The 19,017-nt window shown below is 60.8% G+C and carries 16 protein-coding genes; 2 read left to right on the plus strand and 14 right to left on the minus strand.

Annotation, left to right across the window (positions count from 1 at the left end; translation table 11 throughout):
* Positions 1 to 125: 125 nt before the first annotated feature.
* From INF35_RS02570 to INF35_RS02625, 12 genes are all read right to left on the minus strand, one after another.
* Complete coding sequence (locus INF35_RS02570; protein ID WP_193499970.1) at positions 126 to 2,267, minus strand: polyribonucleotide nucleotidyltransferase; 2,142 nt, start codon at positions 2,265 to 2,267, stop codon at positions 126 to 128.
* 228 nt (positions 2,268 to 2,495) lie between these two features.
* Positions 2,496 to 2,753, minus strand: a complete 258-nt coding sequence (gene rpsO / locus INF35_RS02575) for a 30S ribosomal protein S15 (protein ID WP_193499971.1) — start codon at positions 2,751 to 2,753, stop codon at positions 2,496 to 2,498.
* Between the two features lie 212 nt (positions 2,754 to 2,965).
* A complete protein-coding gene (locus tag INF35_RS02580) occupies positions 2,966 to 4,555 on the minus strand; it encodes a hypothetical protein (RefSeq protein WP_193499972.1) in 1,590 nt (529 codons plus the stop codon).
* 69 nt (positions 4,556 to 4,624) lie between these two features.
* Positions 4,625 to 5,551 (minus strand): bifunctional riboflavin kinase/FMN adenylyltransferase, encoded by a 927-nt coding sequence (gene ribF / locus INF35_RS02585; RefSeq protein WP_193499973.1) that lies wholly within the window; start codon positions 5,549 to 5,551, stop codon positions 4,625 to 4,627.
* Positions 5,552 to 5,558: 7 nt separating this feature from the next.
* On the minus strand, positions 5,559 to 6,443 hold the full coding sequence (gene truB, locus INF35_RS02590; RefSeq protein WP_193499974.1) for a tRNA pseudouridine(55) synthase TruB: 885 nt from the start codon (positions 6,441 to 6,443) through the stop codon (positions 5,559 to 5,561).
* 120 nt (positions 6,444 to 6,563) lie between these two features.
* The gene (locus INF35_RS02595; protein ID WP_193499975.1) at positions 6,564 to 7,553 is read right to left on the minus strand and encodes a DHH family phosphoesterase; all 990 of its coding nucleotides are present in this window, start codon (positions 7,551 to 7,553) and stop codon (positions 6,564 to 6,566) included.
* Positions 7,554 to 7,637: 84 nt separating this feature from the next.
* On the minus strand, positions 7,638 to 8,030 hold the full coding sequence (rbfA, locus tag INF35_RS02600; RefSeq protein WP_193499976.1) for a 30S ribosome-binding factor RbfA: 393 nt from the start codon (positions 8,028 to 8,030) through the stop codon (positions 7,638 to 7,640).
* Between the two features lie 86 nt (positions 8,031 to 8,116).
* Positions 8,117 to 10,633, minus strand: a complete 2,517-nt coding sequence (infB, locus tag INF35_RS02605) for a translation initiation factor IF-2 (protein ID WP_193499977.1) — start codon at positions 10,631 to 10,633, stop codon at positions 8,117 to 8,119.
* On the minus strand, positions 10,623 to 10,955 hold the full coding sequence (locus INF35_RS02610) for a L7Ae/L30e/S12e/Gadd45 family ribosomal protein (protein WP_193499978.1): 333 nt from the start codon (positions 10,953 to 10,955) through the stop codon (positions 10,623 to 10,625). Before INF35_RS02610 ends, infB begins: the two co-directional genes overlap by 11 nt.
* Positions 10,948 to 11,247 carry an RNase P modulator RnpM gene (rnpM, locus tag INF35_RS02615; protein WP_193499979.1) on the minus strand — a complete coding sequence of 100 codons (300 nt, stop codon included), beginning with the start codon at positions 11,245 to 11,247 and terminating at the stop codon, positions 10,948 to 10,950. The genes INF35_RS02610 and rnpM overlap by 8 nt, the downstream gene beginning before the upstream one ends.
* Before the next feature lie 73 nt (positions 11,248 to 11,320).
* Positions 11,321 to 12,394 (minus strand): transcription termination factor NusA, encoded by a 1,074-nt coding sequence (gene nusA / locus INF35_RS02620; protein ID WP_193499980.1) that lies wholly within the window; start codon positions 12,392 to 12,394, stop codon positions 11,321 to 11,323.
* A gap of 96 nt (positions 12,395 to 12,490) precedes the next feature.
* Entirely contained in the window at positions 12,491 to 12,985 is a 495-nt protein-coding gene (locus tag INF35_RS02625; RefSeq protein WP_193499981.1) for a ribosome maturation factor RimP, read from the minus strand.
* A gap of 436 nt (positions 12,986 to 13,421) precedes the next feature.
* Between INF35_RS02625 and INF35_RS02630 the strand changes: the two genes are divergently transcribed.
* Positions 13,422 to 13,601: a hypothetical protein gene (locus tag INF35_RS02630; RefSeq protein ID WP_193499982.1), complete on the plus strand. Its 180-nt coding sequence runs from the start codon at positions 13,422 to 13,424 to the stop codon at positions 13,599 to 13,601.
* A gap of 78 nt (positions 13,602 to 13,679) precedes the next feature.
* On the plus strand, positions 13,680 to 14,474 hold the full coding sequence (locus INF35_RS02635) for a YhfC family intramembrane metalloprotease (protein ID WP_193499983.1): 795 nt from the start codon (positions 13,680 to 13,682) through the stop codon (positions 14,472 to 14,474).
* A gap of 108 nt (positions 14,475 to 14,582) precedes the next feature.
* On the opposite strand, the gene INF35_RS02640 is transcribed toward INF35_RS02635, so the two are convergent.
* Both INF35_RS02640 and INF35_RS02645 read right to left on the minus strand, forming a co-directional pair.
* On the minus strand, positions 14,583 to 15,914 hold the full coding sequence (locus tag INF35_RS02640; RefSeq protein ID WP_193499984.1) for a 2-hydroxyacyl-CoA dehydratase: 1,332 nt from the start codon (positions 15,912 to 15,914) through the stop codon (positions 14,583 to 14,585).
* A gap of 42 nt (positions 15,915 to 15,956) precedes the next feature.
* A complete protein-coding gene (locus tag INF35_RS02645; protein ID WP_193499985.1) occupies positions 15,957 to 18,875 on the minus strand; it encodes an acyl-CoA dehydratase activase in 2,919 nt (972 codons plus the stop codon).
* Positions 18,876 to 19,017: the final 142 nt, after the last annotated feature.

Raw genomic sequence — 19,017 nt, forward strand, 5'->3', positions numbered from 1 at the left:
CATCTCCTTCTGATTCTATCATGCAAAAAACGCTCCCCCGCCGTCAAAATGGCGAGGGAGCGTTTTTTCAGGTCACAGCAAAGGGCGGCGGGCCTTCCGGCTCGCCGCCCCTGTTTTGTTTTGAATTACTTGTTCTGGGCAGCGCGCTTCTTGGCGATGGCTGCCAGAGCATCCTTGCGGGACAGGTTGATGCGGCCCTGCTGGTCGATATCGGTGACCATGACGAAGACGGGATCGCCCACGGCGACCACATCCTCCACCCGCTCCACGCGGTGATCGTCCAGCTTGGAGATATGGACCAGGCCTTCCTTGCCGGGAGCAATCTCGACGAAGGCGCCGAAGTTCATCAGGCGGGTCACACGGCCCTTGTAGATGGCACCGATCTCGGGGTCTTCCACAATGGTCTTGATGGTGGAGATGGCACGCTTGGCATCGTCGGCGTCGATGGCGGAGATGAAGACGTGACCGTCCTCCTCCACGTCGATCTTGCAGTTGCAGGTGGCGCACAGGTCCTGAATGACCTTGCCACCCTTGCCGATGACATCCTTGATCTTGTCCACGGGGATCTGCATGCTGAACATCTTGGGCGCGTACTTGGAGAGCTCAGCGCGAGGCTCGGCGATGCAGGGCTTGATGATCTCGTCCAGGATGAAGAGACGGCCCTTGCGGCACTTTTCCAGAGCCTCCTCCACGATCTCGTAGGTCAGGCCGTCAATCTTGATGTCCATCTGGATGGCGGTGATGCCGCGGCGGGTACCGCCCACCTTGAAGTCCATATCGCCGTGGAAGTCCTCAACGCCCTGAATGTCCAGCATGGTCATCCAGCGGTCGCCCTCGGTGATGAGGCCGCAGGAAATGCCGGCAACAGGAGCCTTGATGGGAACGCCCGCGTCCATCAGAGCCAGGGTGGAGCCGCAAATAGAAGCCTGAGAGGTGGAGCCGTTGGAGGACAGAACCTCGGAGACGCAGCGAATGGTGTAGGGGAAGTCCGCCATGGAGGGCAGCACGGGAATCAGAGCACGCTCTGCCAGTGCGCCGTGGCCGATCTCGCGGCGGCCGGGGCTGCGGGGTGCGCGGGCCTCGCCGGTGGAGTACGGCGGCATATTGTAGTGATGGATATAGCGCTTGAGGGGGGTGTCAGACAAATCGTCCATGGTCTGGGCGTCCTTGGTGGAGCCCAGGGTGCAGATGGTCAGCACCTGAGTCTGGCCGCGGGTAAACATGCCGGAGCCATGGACCCGGGGCAGAATGCCGACCTCGGCAGCCAGCGGGCGGATCTCATTGATGCCGCGGCCATCCACGCGCTTGCCCTCATCCAGCAGCCAGCGGCGGACCACCTGCTTCTGCATCTTGTAGCTGACATAATCCAGGGTGGCGGCATCCAGCTCGGGATGCTCTGCGGCGATCTCGTCCATGATGGGCAGCAGGGCTGCGTCGCGGACGTTCTTGTCGTCGGTATCCATGGCAGCCTTGAACTGATCCAGGTGACGGGCTTTCACATCCGCCAGCAGGTCGTGGTCCAGGTCCATGGAGGGGAAGTCGGCCTTGGGCTTGCCGATCTCGGCGACGATGGAGTTGATGAAGGCCAGCATCTTCTTGATTTCGGCATGGCCGGCCTTGATGGCGGCCATCATGGTGTCCTCGTCCACCTCGTTGGCGCCAGCCTCGATCATGACGATCTTTTCCTCGGAAGCAGCCAGGGTCAGAGCCAGATCGCTCTTCTGACGCTGCTCATAGGTGGGGTTGAGAACGATCTCGCCGTCCACCAGGCCCACCTGAATGCCGCCGATGGGGCCGCGCCAGGGAATGTCCGACATGGCAATGGCCAGGGACGCGCCGTTCATGCCGGCAATCTCGGGAGAGTTGTCGGGGTCCATGCTCATGACGGTCATGGTGACGCAGACATCATTGCGCATGTCCTTGGGGAACAGCGGGCGGATGGGGCGGTCCACCACGCGGGAGTTCAGGATCGCATGTTCACCAGGGCGGCCTTCCCGGCGCATAAAGCTGCCGGGAATGCGGCCTGCGGCGTAGAGCTTTTCCTCAAATTCCACGCTGAGGGGGAAGAAGTCGATGCCGTCACGGGGCTTTTCACTCATGGTGACGTTGCACAGCACACAGGTCTCGCCGTAGCGGATCATGGCGCTGCCGTTGGACAGTCCGCACATCTTGCCGGTCTCGACAATGAAGGGACGGCCCGCAAACGTGGTTTCATACTTGCGGTAGTTGGGGAAGGTTTCCTTGCGGGATGCAAATTCCAATGCCATTCGTATTTCCTCCTTGATTTTTGGGATTTTGCGGCACGGCGGTCCCGTCCGCGGGGATATGAACAAGGGTGCATCCCGGTTTTGAGCAATAAATCCAGCGTCCGGCAGCTGCCGTCGGGCGTTCGATTTACTGCACAAAACCACGTTGGATGTACCCGGGTTTCCTGCTGGAAATATAAAAAGAGGGCAGGGCGCAACCTTGTGCGTCCTGCCCACCGTTTTGCAAGATTACTTGCGCAGACCCAGCTCAGCGATCAGGGCGCGGTAACGATTGATGTCCTTCTTCTGCAGATAGGCCAGCAGGTTACGGCGGCGGCCGACCATCTTGAACAGTCCGCGACGGCTGTGGTTATCGTTCTTGTTGGTCTTGAGATGCTCAGTCAGATGGTTGATGCGAGCAGTCAGCAGTGCGACCTGAACCTCGGGAGAACCGGTGTCGCCCTCGTGGATCGCGGCCTTTTCGATAATCGTCTTCTTGTCTTGCATGATGAAACCCTCTCTTTTAATCATATTTGCCAACGGCGCAGCAGCGGGCAGCAAGGTTCCCTTTCGCGGCGGAGGGACCGCCGCAGGGCATACACCCAAAGCCGGGCCGCGGTAACGCTTTGATTATATCATAAGGCTTTTCTTTTTACAAGGAAAATTTACGCTGTTTTTACTCTTTTGGCCGGTTTGGGTTTTCGCGGGACGCTCCCCTTTCAAGCGGCGTTTTCTCCGCCGTGCCCGGCCCGGGAAAGTATCCGTCTCAGCAGCTCGCTCCCCTGGGCCAGCCCTGCCGCTGCCACGGGAAGCAGGCAGAGAAAATACGGGAAGCAATAGCGGCTGTGATTTTCCCACACGATCTGGAACAGAAAGCTGCCCAGAAAGCAAACTGCCATTCCCTGGGCCCAGACCGTTCCCTTTCTTCGCACAGCCATGGCAAGAGTCCCGGCACAGGCCGCCCCGTAGACCAGCGCCAGCACGCCACGCAGGAAGCGTTCCGCCGGCACCATCAGGCTCCCCCCGCAGAACAGAGCGGCAAAGCCCCGGGGTGCGGCATCCACATCCGGGTGGTAGGAGCCGGTCAGAGAATCGAACCAGGGGTCCAGCCATTCGGTCTGGATCTTCTCATGCAAAAAGCCAAAATTGGCGTGGGGCGTTTCCTTCCAGCTGGCCAGGTAGTCCCGCAGGTCCTCCATGGCGGCGGCATGGGTGTCCTGTGCATCGGCGCCGTTTTCCCAGAACAGCAGCTTGGTATAGCTGTTGTAGCCCCCGGGGCCCGAATTGGTGTTCTCGGCAGTCAGACCCATCACCCCCCAGGCGGACTTGGGGATGCCCTCCCCCAGCTGAATGCCGGTACGCCAGGTAAAGAGCACTCCCGCCCAGGAGGCGGCATTCAGGCAGACAAACAGAAGCACCGCCGCCGGAAGCAGCCGGGTCAGCAGTCCCCGTTTGCCGCCGCCCAGCAGTCCCTCCGCCGTCAGCAGGCAGAAGGCGGCCGCCGCAAAGAGCATGGCGCCATTATAGCAGACGACGGCAACCGGCAGCAGAAGGGTCAGCAGCCACCAGCGCTCCCCGCCGCCACGGCAGAGGCGCAGTACGCCGTACATGCCCCAGATACCCATAGCCGCCGCAGCCAGTGTGCCGTAGAGAAAGCCGGACATAAAGGGCAGCGGGAGAAACGCCAGGCAGAGCACGGCACAGATGGCCTTTGCCCCCTTCTCCGGCCAAATCTGACCGGTGACGGCGCACAGCCCCCAGACGCAGGCTCCTGCGCACAGAGCATTGAAGATGCCGAAGGCCGGATAAGGGTCGGGGCCAAACAGCCGGGCCAGCGGCTCCAGAAACAACGCCATGCCGCTCTGGTAAGGAAACATGATGAGGTAATCGAAGTCGATGCCCTCGGTGGTGCCGTTGGCAAGAGCCACCGCCATATCCCAGACTTTTTGCTGGTCATCCACCGGCCGGCCATGGACCGAAAGGCTCCATACGCATCCCAGGACCACCACTGCCGCCGAGGCAATCACAGTCAGCAGGGCTTCTCCCCTTTTGCCCCGGGCCGCAAACCGCCCCAGAACCGCTGCCACGCCTCCCAGTACCAGTGCCGTCACCAGGATCTGCACGGTGTCCACCGGCACCACAGTCATGGTCTCCTGAAAGGCCTCATGGTCGAAGGCTGCGCTGTGGCGCAGCGCCATAAAGCACAGCAGGGCCAGCGGCACCGCCGCCAGTACGGCAACGCACCAGCCGACGGGCCCATACCATCGGCCCGGCAAACCGGTCCGCTCTGTTTTCAGTTGTGACTGCATGGCGGTCCTCCTTTTGACGATCAGACGCAGGAAATGCAAAAAGTCCCGGCCTTTTCAGCCGGGATATGGTCATGCCCGGTGCTGCGAGAAATAGGCGCAGCTCTTTTCCGCTGCATCACAAATCAGATTGTGCAGCTCTTCCAGCGAGCGGAACTTGCGCACAGGGCAGAGATATTGGTGGAACTCCAGCCGGGGGCGGGTTCCGTAAACGTTACCGGAAAAGCCCGGCACATAGGTTTCGCAGGTAATGGGGGCATCTACTCCGTCCACGGTGGGACGGCGGCCCAGTCCCGTCGCCGAGGGATACCACTGCCCGCCAATGCAGATACGGGTGAGATACACGCCGCAGCAGGGCTGCAGCGCCCCCTGGGGATAGTTCTGGTTGATGGTGGGGGTGCCCAGCCGGGATGCCCCAATGCCCTTGCCATGGGTCACCGGCCAGTCAATGGCGTAGGGCTGGCCCAGCATGGCGTTGACCTCGTCCAGCTCCCCCGCCTCCAGCGCGGCGCGGATGCGGGTGGAGGAGACTGTCTCCCCTTTGTATTTTGCCATTTCCACCACGCACACACGGATGCCGAGGGGGGTGCACAGGGTGTGGAGGAGCTTCACATCACCGGCAGCCTTTGCGCCGAAGGTAAAGTTATCGCCGCAGAAAACCGCCCTGGCCGAGAAACACTCTACCAGCACCCGGCGGACGAAATCCTCCGGCGACAGAGCGCAGAAATCGGCAAAGGGGGCCTCCTGATACTCCCGGACGCCCAGAGCAGCAATGCGACGGCGCTTTTCCTCCACCGAGAAAATGCGTCCGCCTTTCAAAGCATTGCCCGGCGGCAGCAGAAAGGTGAAGGCAGCGGGTGTCAGACCATTTGCCGCGGCGTAATCCACCGCAGACTGCAGGACCGTCCGGTGCCCCAGATGCACACCGTCAAAAAAGCCCAGTGCCACGGCGCTTCCCTGCGGGGCATCCACCGGCGCAAGCGTTTCCAAAATGTGCATTGGCGATTCACTCTCTTTCACAGAATAATTTTTCTACGTTCAGCACCCCGCCTGTAATACAGGCCAGGCCCAGGAAAGTCTCGTCCTCCCCGTACACGCGGTAACGGCCGTCCGGGGCGGGATAGTGGCTGGTGGGGCAACCGTTGAACAGATGCAGGCGAACCTTTTTCGCTACCTTGAGAGCGGGCAGCGGTGCAAACACTGTGTCGGTGCCCAGAATCCACTCGTCGGGCACACCGCCGTTCTGGGCGGCCTCCAGCAGCTGCTCCATGGTATGGGCACCGGAGAGGTCAAACACCCCCGCCGCCGTGCGGCGCAGCCCAGACAGGGTGGCCGGTACCCCCAGCGCTCCGCCCAGATCCTCCGCCAGGGTGCGGATATAGGTACCCTTGGAACAGGCAACACGGATGCGATACTCGTTCTCCCCTGCCGTTCCCAGATAGTCGATGGAATAGACTGTGATCTCACGGGGGATTCGCTCCACCGTTTTGCCGGCCCGGGCCGCCTTGTACAGCGGCTGGCCGTTGATCTTGACCGCCGAATACATGGGCGGGAGCTGCTGCTGGGTGCCCACAAACCGGGGCAGCATGTCGGTGAACGCCTGTTCCCCTACCGTGACGGGTGCGTTCTCCAGCACGGTGCCGGTAATGTCCCCCGTGTCGGTGCGGATGCCCAGACGGACGGTCGCCTCATAGGTTTTGTCGTGATTGAGCTGGCGGTCCGCGGCAGCGGTCGCCCGCCCCACAAACACGGCCAGCACACCGGTGGCCATGGGGTCCAGCGTGCCCGAGTGCCCCAGCTTGCGGGTTCCCAGAACGCCGCGCAGTTTGGCCAGAACATCGAAGCTTGTCCAGCCCTGAGGCTTGTCCACAAGCAGGATACCGTTTTTCATTGCGTTTTGTCCTTACAGAAAAAAGACCGAGCAGGCCGCCTTACAGCCATGCAGGCCGTCGCCCGTTCGGTCTATATGATGTTGTACGGATTGCGCTCCTGTCCGAAGCGCAGGGAGCCTTTATTCCAACTCGCGTTCCTCATCGCAGCGGGCCAGTTCCTTCTGCACTTCCTGCAGAATGGCACGCTTGGCATTGTCCAGATTGCCCGAGATCTCGCACCCGGCGGCACGGTTGTGTCCGCCGCCGCCCAGGCGCCGCGCAATGGCGCAGGCATCCACATCCCGGGAGGTGCGCACGCTGATCTTGAAGCTGCCGTCCGGCTGCTGGCGCAGGGTCAGGCCGACCTCCACCCCTTCAATGGAGCGGGGCAGACTGGTCAGGTCCTCCAGCTCGGCGTTGGCAACGCCCGTCTGGACGATCTGGTCCCTGGTCAGGCAGATCATGGCACAGCGGTCATCAAAATAGTATTCCAGGCTTTCCAGTGCCTCCCGCTCCGCTTCAATGCGGGAATGGGAACGGCACTCAAACAAGATCTCGTTGAGACGGCCTGCCTCGGCGCCCGCTTCCATCAGGCGGGCAGCCGCCAGATGAGTCTTGGCCGTGGCACTGGTAAACCGGAAGCAGCCGGTATCGGTGGCCACGCCGGTGTACAGGCAGTTGGCAATGGCAGGGGTCAGCGGCACGCCGAGATTGTCAGGGATGAGATCGGTCAGGATCTCACAGACGGCGGCAGCCTGGGGCTCCACCAGCGTCGCATAGGCGTAGCCGCTGTTGGACCCGTGATGATCAATGCACAGATTGGCGCGCTTGACATATTCCTGGACATTGTTGTTCTCTCCGAACAGCTGGATGCTGGCAACATCCACCGCCACCACAAAGGAAGGCTCAAAGCTGCCGTCGTACCAGTTGATGTCCAGATATTCATACATCTTGGGAATCGGATCGCTGCAAAGCACCGCAGCATTCTTGCCCAGCGCACGCAGGGCAAGGCAAAGCCCCAGCGCACTGCCGATGGTATCTCCATCCGGGTTCTTATGGCTCAGGATGAGGATATCGTCTGCGGCACGCAGCCTTGCGGCAGCGGTTTGACGATCCAGTGATTCGGTCATAATGCTCCTCTTTTCTTTTTGCCTGGCGTTCATCCGGGGACGCGATCCATCCCCTTCCCCACCGCTTACGGACAGTGTGAGGAATTATTCTTCGGATGCTGCGTCCGTGTCCGAGGTTTCCTGAATCGGACGCTTGTCGTCAAGCTGCTTCAGCAGTTCGTTGATATGGGCCGCATACGCCGCGCCGTCGTCTGCCACAAAGACAAACCTGGGAGCCTTGCGGATGTGCATCCGGCGGCTCACCTCGGTGCGGACGTGGCCGGACGCCCGGTTCAGTGCCTTGAGGACCGGCTCCAGGCCGCCCTCGTGCCCCATTACACTGATATGCACCTTTGCCACGTCCAAATCCGGCGTAACATCCAGGCGGGTCACTGTGAGCAGGCCGCCCGTGATGCGCGGGTCCTTCATGTGACTGATGATGTCGATCAGTTCGCGTTTCATATCCTGGGCCATGCGGCCCTGATTTTTGGTGGGCATCCTTATCGCCTCCTTATCCCCCGCCCGGTGCCGGGTTCTGTCCGGCTGCCCCGCGGGGTCCTGTATTCATTGCAGTTTTCGCGAAATCAGTCGCGGTACTCCTCCATCTTGAAGCACTCGAAGACATCGCCCTCCTTGATGTCGGAGAACTTGTTCAGCGTGATGCCGCACTCAAAGCCTTCGGCCACTTCTTTGGCGTCGTCCTTGAAGCGCTTGAGGGATGCGATGGAGTCTTCGGTAATGACGATGCCATCACGCACAACGCGGATCTGGGCATCGCGGGTCACCTTGCCGGAAGTCACACGGCAGCCGGCAACCATGCCGACGGAAGAAATCTTGTACACCTGACGAACCTGTGCCTCGCCCAGGGCGACCTCGCGGATCTTGGGTGCCAGCATGCCCTTAAGGGCGTCGGACACATCGTTGATGGCATCATAGATGACGCGGTACATGCGCATTTCCACCTTGGCCTGCTCGGCTTCCGCCTTGGCGACCGCATCGGGACGGACGTTGAATCCGATGATGATGGCGTTGGATGCGTCAGCCAGAGAGACATCCGACTTGCTGATGGCACCGACACCCGCATGGATCACGCGGACGCGGACCTCGGCGTTGGAGAGCTTCTCCAGACTCTGCTTAACAGCCTCGGCGGAGCCCTGAACATCGGCCTTGACGACGATGGGCAGTTCCTTCATGTCGTTCTGCGCCATCTGATCGAACAGGTTATCCAGAGTGACCTTGGTGTAAGCGGCAAACTGGCGTTCCTTGGCTTCGGCGGTACGGCGGTCGGCCAGCTCACGGGCCAGACGCTCGTCGGCAACCGCCTCAAAGATATCACCGGCGGTGGGCACTTCGGTCAGACCGGTGATCTCAACAGGCATGGAGGGAGTGGCCTCAGTGATATCCTGACCCTTGTCGTTGCGCATGGTGCGGACGCGGCCCACGGCGGAACCTGCAATCAGGCAGTCGCCGCGATGCAGGGTGCCGTTCTGGACCAGCAGGGTCGCCACGGTGCCCTGCCCCTTGTCCAGCCGGGCTTCCACCACGGCGCCCTTGGCGCGGCGGTTGGGGTTGGCCTTGAGCTCCATGACCTCGGCTTCGAGAACGATGCGCTCCAGCAGGTCGCTGATGCCCATGCCCGTCATGGCGGACACAGGGATGCAGGCCACATCGCCGCCCCAGTCTTCAGGCACGATCTCGTACTTGGTCAGCTGCTCCTTGACGCGCTCAGGATTGGCGGTGGGCTTATCCATCTTGTTGATGGCAACGATCATCTTGACGCCGGCAGCCTTGGCATGGTTGATGGACTCGATGGTCTGAGGCATGATGCCGTCATCGGCAGCGACGACCAGGACCGCAATGTCGGTCATGTTGGCGCCGCGGGCACGCATGGCGGTGAAGGCCTCGTGGCCGGGGGTATCCAGGAAGGTGATGACGCTGTCGCCGGACTTGACCTGGTAGGCGCCGATGGCCTGGGTGATGCCGCCGGCCTCGCCTGCGGTGACGTTGGTCTTGCGGATGGCGTCCAGAATGGAGGTCTTGCCGTGGTCGACGTGGCCCATGACCACGACGACGGGCGGACGCTCCACCAGATCGGCGGCGTTGTCCTCCTCCTGATCGAAGAGGCGTTCCTCGATGGAGACATGAACCTCACGCTCCACCTTGGCGTGGAATTCCTCGGCCACCAGGGCGGCGGAATCGAAATCCACCACGTCGGAAGCAGAGTGCATCTCGCCCATCTGCATGAACTTGGCAACGACCTTGGCCACGTTCTGCTTCAGGCGGGTTGCCAGCTCGCCCACCGTGATCTCGTCGGGAATGGAGATCTTGAGCTGGGCGTTGCGGGCCTTCTCCAGCTGGATGCGCTGCAGGCGCTCTGCCTCAGTCTCCCGGCGGTGCTGGTACTGATTGCGGCCGCGGTTCTTGTTGTTGAATTTCTGCTTGTTGCCCATGGTCTGGTTCTTGCGCTTGGCGGGCATATTCCGGCTGTCGGCCAGATCATCGTAGCGGGCGCTGAACTTGTCAACGTTCACATCCACAGTGCGGGTATCCACCTGGACGCGGGCACGCTGGACCTCTACCTTCTCGGTGGTGACAGGGCGCTGCACACCGGTATCGGCGGCCAGAGCCTGCATGGTGACACGCTTTTCCTTGCGCTTCTCGGCAGGCTTCTCCGGCTGACGGCGATGTTCATTCTGTTTGGGCTGGGGCTGGGCCTTGGCCTGCTCCTTGGCAGCAGGCTGCTCCGCGGGTTTGGAGGCAACCTGCTGGGCAGGCTTCTCCTCTGCCTTGGGAGCGGGCTGTTCAGCCGGCTTGGCAGGTGCCTTGTCGGCAGCGGGTTTGGCTGCGGCGGGCTTGGACTGCTTGGGCTGAGCGGGCTTGGGCTCCTCGGTCTTTTCGTGCTGGGAGGCAAAATATGCATCCAGGCTGGACTCCGCATTGTCACGGGTCAGCTTTTCCAGCAGGCGGTTGAGCTCCTGCTCGTCAACGGTACCGCCGGTCTTTTTGGTCTCGCCGGTGATCTCAGCCACCATATCGATGACCTTCTTGGTAGAAATGCCGAAATCCTTGGCAACATCGCTGATTTTATACTTAAAGTCCATGGGCAGAGTCCTCCTTCTCTTGGGTCAGGTGTTTGGCGCACAGGCGGGCAAGATTTTCGTCCGTCACCGCAAAGACGGCCGCAGGCCGCGGCGTCAGTGCGCTGAGCTGTGCGATGGTCAGGGGCATGGCGCGGCAATCCACCAGGTCCGCGCAGGTTTCGCGGATATGGGATGCCGTGCGGCTGCTGGCGTCCGAAGCCAGCAGGACCAGGCTTGCCTTGCCGCTGTAGACCGCATCGCAGACACGGTCATATCCATGCAGCAGGCTGCCCGCCTTACGGCACAAACCAAGCGCCCCCAGCAGCAATTCCGGTTCATTCATGGAGCGCCGCCTCCTTCGCCATCTGCTCAGCGCAGCGGATCTCCTCCGTCAGACGCTCGAACACATCATCCGGCACAGCAGTGCCAAACGCATTTTCCAGGCGCTTGGCCTTGCGTGCCTTTGCCAGGCAGGCAGCCGACGGACACAGGTAGGCGCCGCGGCCGGCTTTTTTGCCGGTCAGATCAACGCTGACGGTACCGTCCGGGGCACGCACGACGCGCACCAGCTCTTTTTTGGGCTTTTGGGCGTTGCAGCCCACACACCGGCGAACCGGGATTTTCTTTTGCTGCAAATGGCTGACCTCTTTTCCAATCAAACATTTGGCCGGGGACCTGCCCCGATCCTTATTTTATCCGTGCCACGGCTTATTCCTCGCCATAGTAGCCGGACTCGGGCCGGATATCAATATTGTAGCCGGTCAGACGGGCGCACAGGCGGGCATTCTGACCCTTGTTGCCGATGGCCAGACTGAGCTGGTGATCGGGCACCGTGACGCGGCAGCTCTTGGTCTCACTGGGCAGCAGCTCCACCTTGACCACCTTGGCCGGGGACAGCGCCGCACTGATGAACTCGGAGACATCCTCGCTCCAGCGGATGATGTCGATCTTTTCGCCGCCCAGTTCCTCGACGATCTTCTCCACGCGGGAACCGTGGGCACCGATGCAGGCACCCACCGGGTCCACGTTGGGGTCACGGCTGTACACCGCCATCTTGGTGCGGGCGCCGGCCTCCCGGGAAATGGCCTTGATCTCGACGGTGCCGTCGTAGATCTCGGGGACCTCCAGCTCGAACATCCGCTTGACCAGGCCGGGATGGGTCCGGCTGATGGTCACGCGGGGGCCGCGCTCGGTGGGGATGACATCCACCACATAGACCTGCAGGATGTCGCCTTCCTTGTAATGTTCGCCGGGGACCTGCTCGTTGCGGGGCAGAACAGCGCTGCCGCCCTTGCCCAGATCCAGCGTGACGTTGCCGCGCTCGGGATCGATGGAAACCACCGTGGCCGAGATGATCTCATGGGCACGGGACTGCATCTCGCTGCACTGCGCACTGCGCTCGGCCTCGCGGATGCCCTGACGGATGACATGCTTGGCAGTCTGGGCGGCGATGCGGCCGAACTCCTTGGTCTTGAGCTGGGTGATGAACTTCTGGCCGAGCTGATAGCTCTTGCGCACCCGCTGGGCGTCCTCCAGGCTGACCTGGGTGTGGGGGTTCTCCACTTCCTCCACGATCTCCCGGGCAAGACTTGCACGGAATGCCCCGATGCTGGGATCAATGTCGACGATGACGTTCTCATCCTCGACCTCATAGTCCTTCTTGACCGCAATCACGATGGCTGCCTTGATCTTCTCGATCAGGTAATCGGCAGGCAGGCCGCGCTCCTTCTCCAGTGCGGCCAGCGCCTCAAAAAACTCGTTGTTGTTGGTTGCAGTTGCCATTTTTTCGGTTTCCTCCCAAAATCATAATACAGCCGGTTCTCGTTCAAAGGCATTGTATGCACACGCCATGCAGCATTGCCGCACAGCATCCGAATTTCAGAACAGATCTTCGTCATCGCAGAGCTTGACATAGCTTGCTGCGTCCAGCGCAAAAGTGACCGGGCCCTCCTCGGTTTCCAGCGTGACGCTGCCGTTTTCCAGGCCCAGCAGCTTGCCGGACATTTCCCGGCGGCCCTGGGCATCGGGCCGGATGAGGTGGGCCAGGCATTTCTGCCCGGTAAGCTGGGCAAAGTGCTCCGGCCGGTTCAGTCTGCGGCCGAGACCGGGGCTGCCGACTTCCAGATAGTAGCTCTGGGAAATGGGGTCCGCCTCATCCAGGATGGGATCGATGGCCCGGGAGACTTCCTCACAGGTATCGGTATCCAGCGGCGTGTCGCGGTCGATGAGAACCCGCAGGAACCAGTCCGGGCCTTCCTTTTCAAAGCGGACATCCCACAGGCGCAGTCCCATGCTCTCGATCGTCGGGCGGACCAGATTTTCCACCGTTGCGGCGGCACCTGCCGTGCCCTGTCCCTTTTTGGCTTTTTCCATCAAACAGCCCCCATCATAAAAAGAAAGCGGACCTGCACGGCCCACTTTCAAGTAATCATCGAACAATAGGAATATACCACACAGGCCCTGAAAATGCAAGTCTTTTTGCCACTTTTACGGCAAAAAACAGGGTTCATACGGGCTTTTTACCCGATTTTTTCCAGCTTTTGCCCCACCCCGCCCATTTTTCGACGGTTGCGGCGTAATGGCGCGGGTAATTCCGCCCCGTTTTCATTGCCTTTGTGAATGGTAAAGGCGGGCTCGGAATTCCGGCAGTTTTCTCTGTGGATTTTACAGAGTCTGCTGTAACAAACAGGGCCTCCGCCTCGTTTTAATAGGTAGAAGAAATTGTAACATCTTTTGGCGGGCTTTGGGGGAACATATCCTCTTTTGACCTTCAATCCCAGGCTTCGCCGCTTTGCAGGAGGGATTCACCATGAAAATGACAAGACGTTTCTCTTTCATCCCCGTGCTTGCCGCAGCCGCCGCTCTGCTTGCGGCCGCCATTCTGTTTGCCGGGCTCGGCGCAGGCTGCCGGATTGCTTCGGCACCGACGGCACCACAGGCTGTTGTGCTTTCTGCGGAGCCCCATCTCCCCCTGCCGAACATCGATTGACAAGCCCGGCGGCAAGCGTGTATAATACAGAAAGATTTAGACATTCTTCTAATCTTTATGTGAAGTGAGGGATTTTTTATGTCGCTTGCCTTTCCCACGCTCAGCATGGTGTTCACCGGCATTTCGGCCGTGATCGCTTTCGCGGTTCCCATCGTGCTGGCGGTGCTCTGCTGCCGTCGTTCCCGCAACGCCCTGCTTGCCATCTCCGTGGGTGCCGTCTGCTTTCTCGTGGGCGCCATGCTGCTGGAAAGTCTGTTCCATCAACTGGTGTTCTCCCTGGTGCCGGGCATTGCCCAAAACGTTGTAACGTACTGCCTGTATGGCTGTCTGGCAGCCGGGCTCTTTGAGGAAACGGCCCGTTTGATCGGTCTGCGCTATCTCTGCAAGAAAGACGCATCCCCCGTGACCGGCTTTTCCTACGGTGTCGGACACGGCGGTATCGAGGCCATCCTGCTGGTGGGCGTCAGCGTCGCCAACAACCTTGTGGTCATGATCATGGTCAACGGCGGCTCTCTGGATGCCCTGCTGGAGGGCGCCACCGACGAACAGACCAGCACTGCCATGGCCCAGCTGGAACAGCTTGCCGCCCAGCCGTCCTCTGTCTTTCTGGCCGCCGGAATTGAGCGCATTATTGCCATCTGCCTGCATCTGGCCTTGTCTGTGCTGATCTGGATGGTCGTCACCAAAAAGCTGCCCATGTGGGGGTATCCTCTGGCCATCGGGCTGCACGCCTTCTCCAACGTTGCCGCTGCCTTGTATCAATGCGGCGTCATCGGCATCTGGACTTCCGAGGTCATCACCGCGGCAGTGGTCGTCTGTATCTGCCTGCTGGTGCGGCAGTTCTACCGTTCCAGAGTCAGTGCTGCGGCGTAACAGAAGTATACACGTAAAAACAGCCCCCGACACTGCCGGTGTTCCGGTGCCGCGGGGGCTGTTTTCTATGATTGCATGTTTGCGGAAGTGTATCCTGTCCGCCGGAGCTTACATACCGGCCGGGACCGTGGTCTTGACCGACGGCGCGCCGCCTGCCAGATCCTCCGCCGTGACCGCCGGAGCCTCGGCAGCGCCGGTCTGCAGCCGCTCCTTGGCAACTGCAAGCATCAGCTTGATGCGGTTTTCCTGATTGACGCGGGTGGCGCTGGGGTCGTAGTCCACGGGAGTGATATTGGCTTCCGGATGGAGGGCACGAATCTTGTTGATCATGCCCTTGCCCACGATATGATTGGGCAGGCAGCCGAAGGGCTGGGCACAGACGATGTTGGCGTAACCGCCCTCCACCAGCTCGATCATTTCGGCAGTGAGCAGCCAGCCCTCCCCCATCTTGGCGCCCAGAGAGACAATGCCCTTGGGCTTTTCCATCAGTTCCCGGAAGGAGCCGGGAGCATAGAAGCCGTATTTGCGCAGAGCTGCGTTCATGGCGTTGCCGATGGAATCCAGCCAGCTGAGCAGTGCGTCGGCGCCGCCCGCCACGATGACGTTGCCGCCGTACAGCTTCTGGGTGATGGTGTAGTTGGCGATGCAGTACTCCACAAAGCCCATAAGACCGGGCAGGTTGACCTCGCAGTCCTGAGATTCCAGGAACTTTTCCAGGTCGTTGTTGCCCAGGGGCGAATACTTGACGTAGATCTCGCCCACCACGCCGACCTTAACCTTGGGCACCCGGGTGATGGGGATGGCGGCATAGTCGGCCACGATGTCGGGGAACTTTGCCTTCATATCGTGGGCGCTGTAATACTTGTCCTCATGCATCCAGCCCTGAATGGTCCGGATCCACTTCTCGGTCATGGCCTCGGCGGCGCCGGGCTCATTCTGGTAGGGATGCACCTGATTGCGCAGGCTGGCCAGCAGATCGCCGTAGAAGATGGCGGCAATGACCTTGCGCAGCAGCTTGGCAGTCAGAGGGATGCCGCTGTCCTTTTCCAGGCCGGAGAAGTTGAGCGACGCCACCGGGATGTTGCCGTAGCCCGCCTTGACCAGCGCCTTGCGCAGCAGGCTGATGTAGTTGGAGGCACGGCAGCCGCCGCCCGTCTGGGTGATGAGCAGTGCCGTGTGGTCCAGGTCATACTTGCCGCTGTTGAGGGCGTCGATGAACTGGCCGATGACCAGCAACGCCGGGTAGCAGGTATCGTTGTGGACATATTTGAGCCCGAGCTGTGCGACCTCGCTGCCGCAGTTGCCCAGAACCTCCACCTGATAGCCCTCCTTCTCGAGAGCCGCCTCCATCAGGCGGAACTGGGTCACCGCCATGTTGGGGATCAGGATCTTGTGGGTATGGATCATGTCCTTGGTGAAATTGGGTGTAGTATATTCCATACTGATTCCCTCGCTATTGTGATAGATGCCGGGCGAAACGCCTCAGGCCTTGCCGGACTTTTCGTCCAGGGCTGCAAACAGGCTGCGCAGACGGATGTTGACTGCGCCCAGGTTGGTGATCTCGTCGATCTTGAGCTGGGTGTACAGCTTGCCGCCCTCCTGCAGGATCTCGCGGGTCTCGTCGGTGGTGATGGCGTCCACGCCGCAGCCGAAGGAGACCAGCTGAACCAGGTCCATATCCGACTGGGTGGTGCAGTACCGGGCAGCCGCGTACAGACGGCTGTGGTAGGTCCACTGATTCAAAACCGATGTCTTGAAGGGCTGAACACGGTCGGAGATGGAATCCTCGGTGACCACTGCCGCCCCCTGCTGCAGAATCAGCTTGTCAATGCCGTGGTTGACCTCGGGGTCCACATGGTAGGGACGGCCCGCCAGCACGATGATGCGGCGATGCTCCGCCCGGGCCTTTTCGATGATCTGCTCGCCCTTCTGGCGCACCAGCGCCATATGACGGGTGTACTCGGCATAGGCGGCGTCTATGGCCTTCTTGACCTCGCCGCGGGTCACGTCCGGGAAATACTTGGCCAGCAGCTTGGGCATCTTGGCCGTGAAGTCCTTCCGGCGGGAAATATCAATGTACTCATAGAAGAACGGAATGTGTTCCAGTTCCGGGCAGTTGCCGGCCAGTACTTCAGGATAGTAGGCCACCACCGGGCAGTTGTAATGGTTCTGGCCCAGTCCCTCATCCACATTATATGTCATGCAGGGATAGAAGATGGCATCCACCCCCATCTTGGCCAGCTCGGCGATATGACCGTGGGCCAGCTTGGCCGGGAAACAGGCGGTATCGCTGGGAATGGTGGCCTGGCCTTCCTGGTACAGGGCGCGGGAGGACACCGGGCTGGTGACCACCTCAAAGCCCAGGGTGGTGAAGAAGCTGTGCCAGAACGGCAGCAGCTCATACATGTTCAGACAGAGCGGGATACCGATCTTCTTGTTGCGGCTGCCCTTGACCGGCTTGTAATCCAGCAGCAGGGCCAGCTTGTAGGCATACAGGTCGAGGGATTCGTCCGAGGCCTTGCCGGTGACGGGCTTCTCGCAGCGGTTGCCGGAAATGAAGCGCTTGCCGTCCGCAAAGACGTTGATGGTCAGCTGGCAATGGTTGCCGCAGCCCTTGCACTGGACCGAGGTGACCTTCTGCTCAAAGGCTTTCAGCTGTTCCGGCGTGAGAACGCTGCTTACATGGCCGGCAGCGACCTTGCTCTTGCCGTGAAGGGCAGCGCCGTAAGCGCCCATCAGGCCCGCAATATCGGGGCGGATGACCTCCACGTTCATTTCCTTCTCAAAGGCGCGCAGCACCGCTTCATTATAGAAGGTACCGCCCTGCACCACGATGTTGCGGCCCAGCTCCTCGGGGCTGGAAGCGCGGATGACCTTGTACAGCGCATTCTTGACCACCGAGATGGAAAGACCGGCGCTGATGTTTTCAATGGTGGCGCCGTCTTTCTGTGCCTGCTTGACCGAGGAGTTCATGAACACGGTGCAGCGGCTGCCCAGGTCCACAGGACGGTCGGCGAACAGGCCCAGAGCGGCAAACTCCTTGACATCGTAGCCCAGAGCCTTGGCAAAGGTCTGCAGGAAGCTGCCGCAGCCGGAGGAACAGGCCTCGTTGAGGAAGATGTTGCTGATGGCACCGTCCTCGATCTTGAAGCACTTCATATCCTGGCCGCCGATGTCGATGATGAAGTCCACGTTGGGCATGAAGTACTTGGCCGCCGTAAAGTGGGCCACCGTCTCCACCAGGCCGAAGTCGGCATGGAAGGCATTCTTGATGAGGGCCTCGCCGTAGCCGGTGGTGGTGACGCTGGCAATATGCAGGTTGGGGTGATTCTCATACAGCTTTGTGAGAACCTCCCGCACAATGGGCACCGGGTTGCCCAGGTTGGGCTGGTAGCTGGTGAACAGAATGTTGCTGTTGTCGTCAATGACCACCAGCTTGATGGTGGTGGAGCCCGAGTCGATGCCGATATGCACCGGGCCGCAGTCCGCACCGAAGGGCAGGCAGGGCACGGTGGCCTTCATATGGCGGGCATGGAACTCCTCGTACTCCTGCTTGCTGGCGAACAGCGGCGGCTGGCTGGCGTAAGTAGCGGTGGCGCTGTACTGTTCCAGACGCTGAGAGACCTCGCGGAGGCTGAAGCTCTCATCCGCATAGTAAGCCGCGCCCAGAGCCACATACAGAAGGCTGTTTTCGGGGCAGGTGCCTTTGACATGCAGCGTCTCATCAAAGCACTGGCGCAGCACGCTGGAGAAGGTCAGAGGGCCGCCCAGATACAGCACGTTGCCCTTGATGGGGCGTCCCTGTGCCAGGCCGGCAATGGTCTGGTTGACCACCGCCTGATAGATGGACCGGGCAATGTCCCCCGCCAGCGCCCCCTGGTTGATGAGGGGCTGGATGTCGCTCTTGGCAAAGACGCCGCAGCGGGATGCAATGGTGTAGGTGCGGGTGGCCGTCTGGGCGGCCTTGTCCATCTCGTCGGCGGTCATCTTGAGCAGAGTGGCCATCTGGTCGATGAAAGCACCGGTGCCTCCGGCGCAGCTGCCGTTCATGCGGACCTCGGTGCCGTTGGTGAGAAACAGGATCTTGGCGTCCTCACCGCCCAGCTCGATGATGCAGTCGGTGCCGGGGGCAAGACGGTTCGCCGCCACACGGGTGGCAAACACTTCCTGTACAAAGGATACTTTGCAGCTGTCGGCCAGGCCCATGCCTGCCGAACCCGAGATGGCCAGCAGTGCCTTCTCGCCATGCAGGTAGTCGGAATCAATGCGGGAAAGGATCTCGCGGCCTTTCTCCAGAATATGGCTGTAATGCCGTTCATATGTGGAATATACCAATTCGTCCGCGTCGTTGAGGACAACGCATTTGATCGTGGTGGAACCAATATCCAGCCCGACTCTCATTCTACAAAAACCTCCTCAAAAAGCCGTACCGTCCCAAGCCGGCCGGAGGAGTCTCCGGCTCACCGGGGAGGATTTCTGTTGGGTACCGCGCGGGGGGCCTGCAAAGGGTCCGGCGGCTTATCCCGGACGCCGTCCCCTTTTG

The sequence above is a fragment of the Gemmiger gallinarum genome, assembly GCF_014982805.1.
GTDB classification, from domain to species: Bacteria; Bacillota; Clostridia; order Oscillospirales; family Ruminococcaceae; genus Gemmiger; species Gemmiger gallinarum.

Bases quoted from the DNA above. Each gene is read 5' to 3' on its own strand.
- INF35_RS02570 (WP_193499970.1), bottom strand. From the start codon at position 2,267: ATGGCATTGGAATTTGCATCCCGCAAGGAAACCTTCCCCAACTACCGC.
- rpsO (WP_193499971.1), bottom strand. From the start codon at position 2,753: ATGCAAGACAAGAAGACGATTATCGAAAAGGCCGCGATCCACGAGGGC.
- INF35_RS02580 (WP_193499972.1), bottom strand. From the start codon at position 4,555: ATGCAGTCACAACTGAAAACAGAGCGGACCGGTTTGCCGGGCCGATGG.
- ribF (WP_193499973.1), bottom strand. From the start codon at position 5,551: ATGCACATTTTGGAAACGCTTGCGCCGGTGGATGCCCCGCAGGGAAGC.
- truB (WP_193499974.1), bottom strand. From the start codon at position 6,443: ATGAAAAACGGTATCCTGCTTGTGGACAAGCCTCAGGGCTGGACAAGC.
- INF35_RS02595 (WP_193499975.1), bottom strand. From the start codon at position 7,553: ATGACCGAATCACTGGATCGTCAAACCGCTGCCGCAAGGCTGCGTGCC.
- rbfA (WP_193499976.1), bottom strand. From the start codon at position 8,030: ATGCCCACCAAAAATCAGGGCCGCATGGCCCAGGATATGAAACGCGAA.
- infB (WP_193499977.1), bottom strand. From the start codon at position 10,633: ATGGACTTTAAGTATAAAATCAGCGATGTTGCCAAGGATTTCGGCATT.
- INF35_RS02610 (WP_193499978.1), bottom strand. From the start codon at position 10,955: ATGAATGAACCGGAATTGCTGCTGGGGGCGCTTGGTTTGTGCCGTAAG.
- nusA (WP_193499980.1), bottom strand. From the start codon at position 12,394: ATGGCAACTGCAACCAACAACAACGAGTTTTTTGAGGCGCTGGCCGCA.
- INF35_RS02625 (WP_193499981.1), bottom strand. From the start codon at position 12,985: ATGGAAAAAGCCAAAAAGGGACAGGGCACGGCAGGTGCCGCCGCAACG.
- INF35_RS02630 (WP_193499982.1), top strand. From the start codon at position 13,422: ATGAAAATGACAAGACGTTTCTCTTTCATCCCCGTGCTTGCCGCAGCC.
- INF35_RS02635 (WP_193499983.1), top strand. From the start codon at position 13,680: ATGTCGCTTGCCTTTCCCACGCTCAGCATGGTGTTCACCGGCATTTCG.
- INF35_RS02640 (WP_193499984.1), bottom strand. From the start codon at position 15,914: ATGGAATATACTACACCCAATTTCACCAAGGACATGATCCATACCCAC.
- INF35_RS02645 (WP_193499985.1), bottom strand. From the start codon at position 18,875: ATGAGAGTCGGGCTGGATATTGGTTCCACCACGATCAAATGCGTTGTC.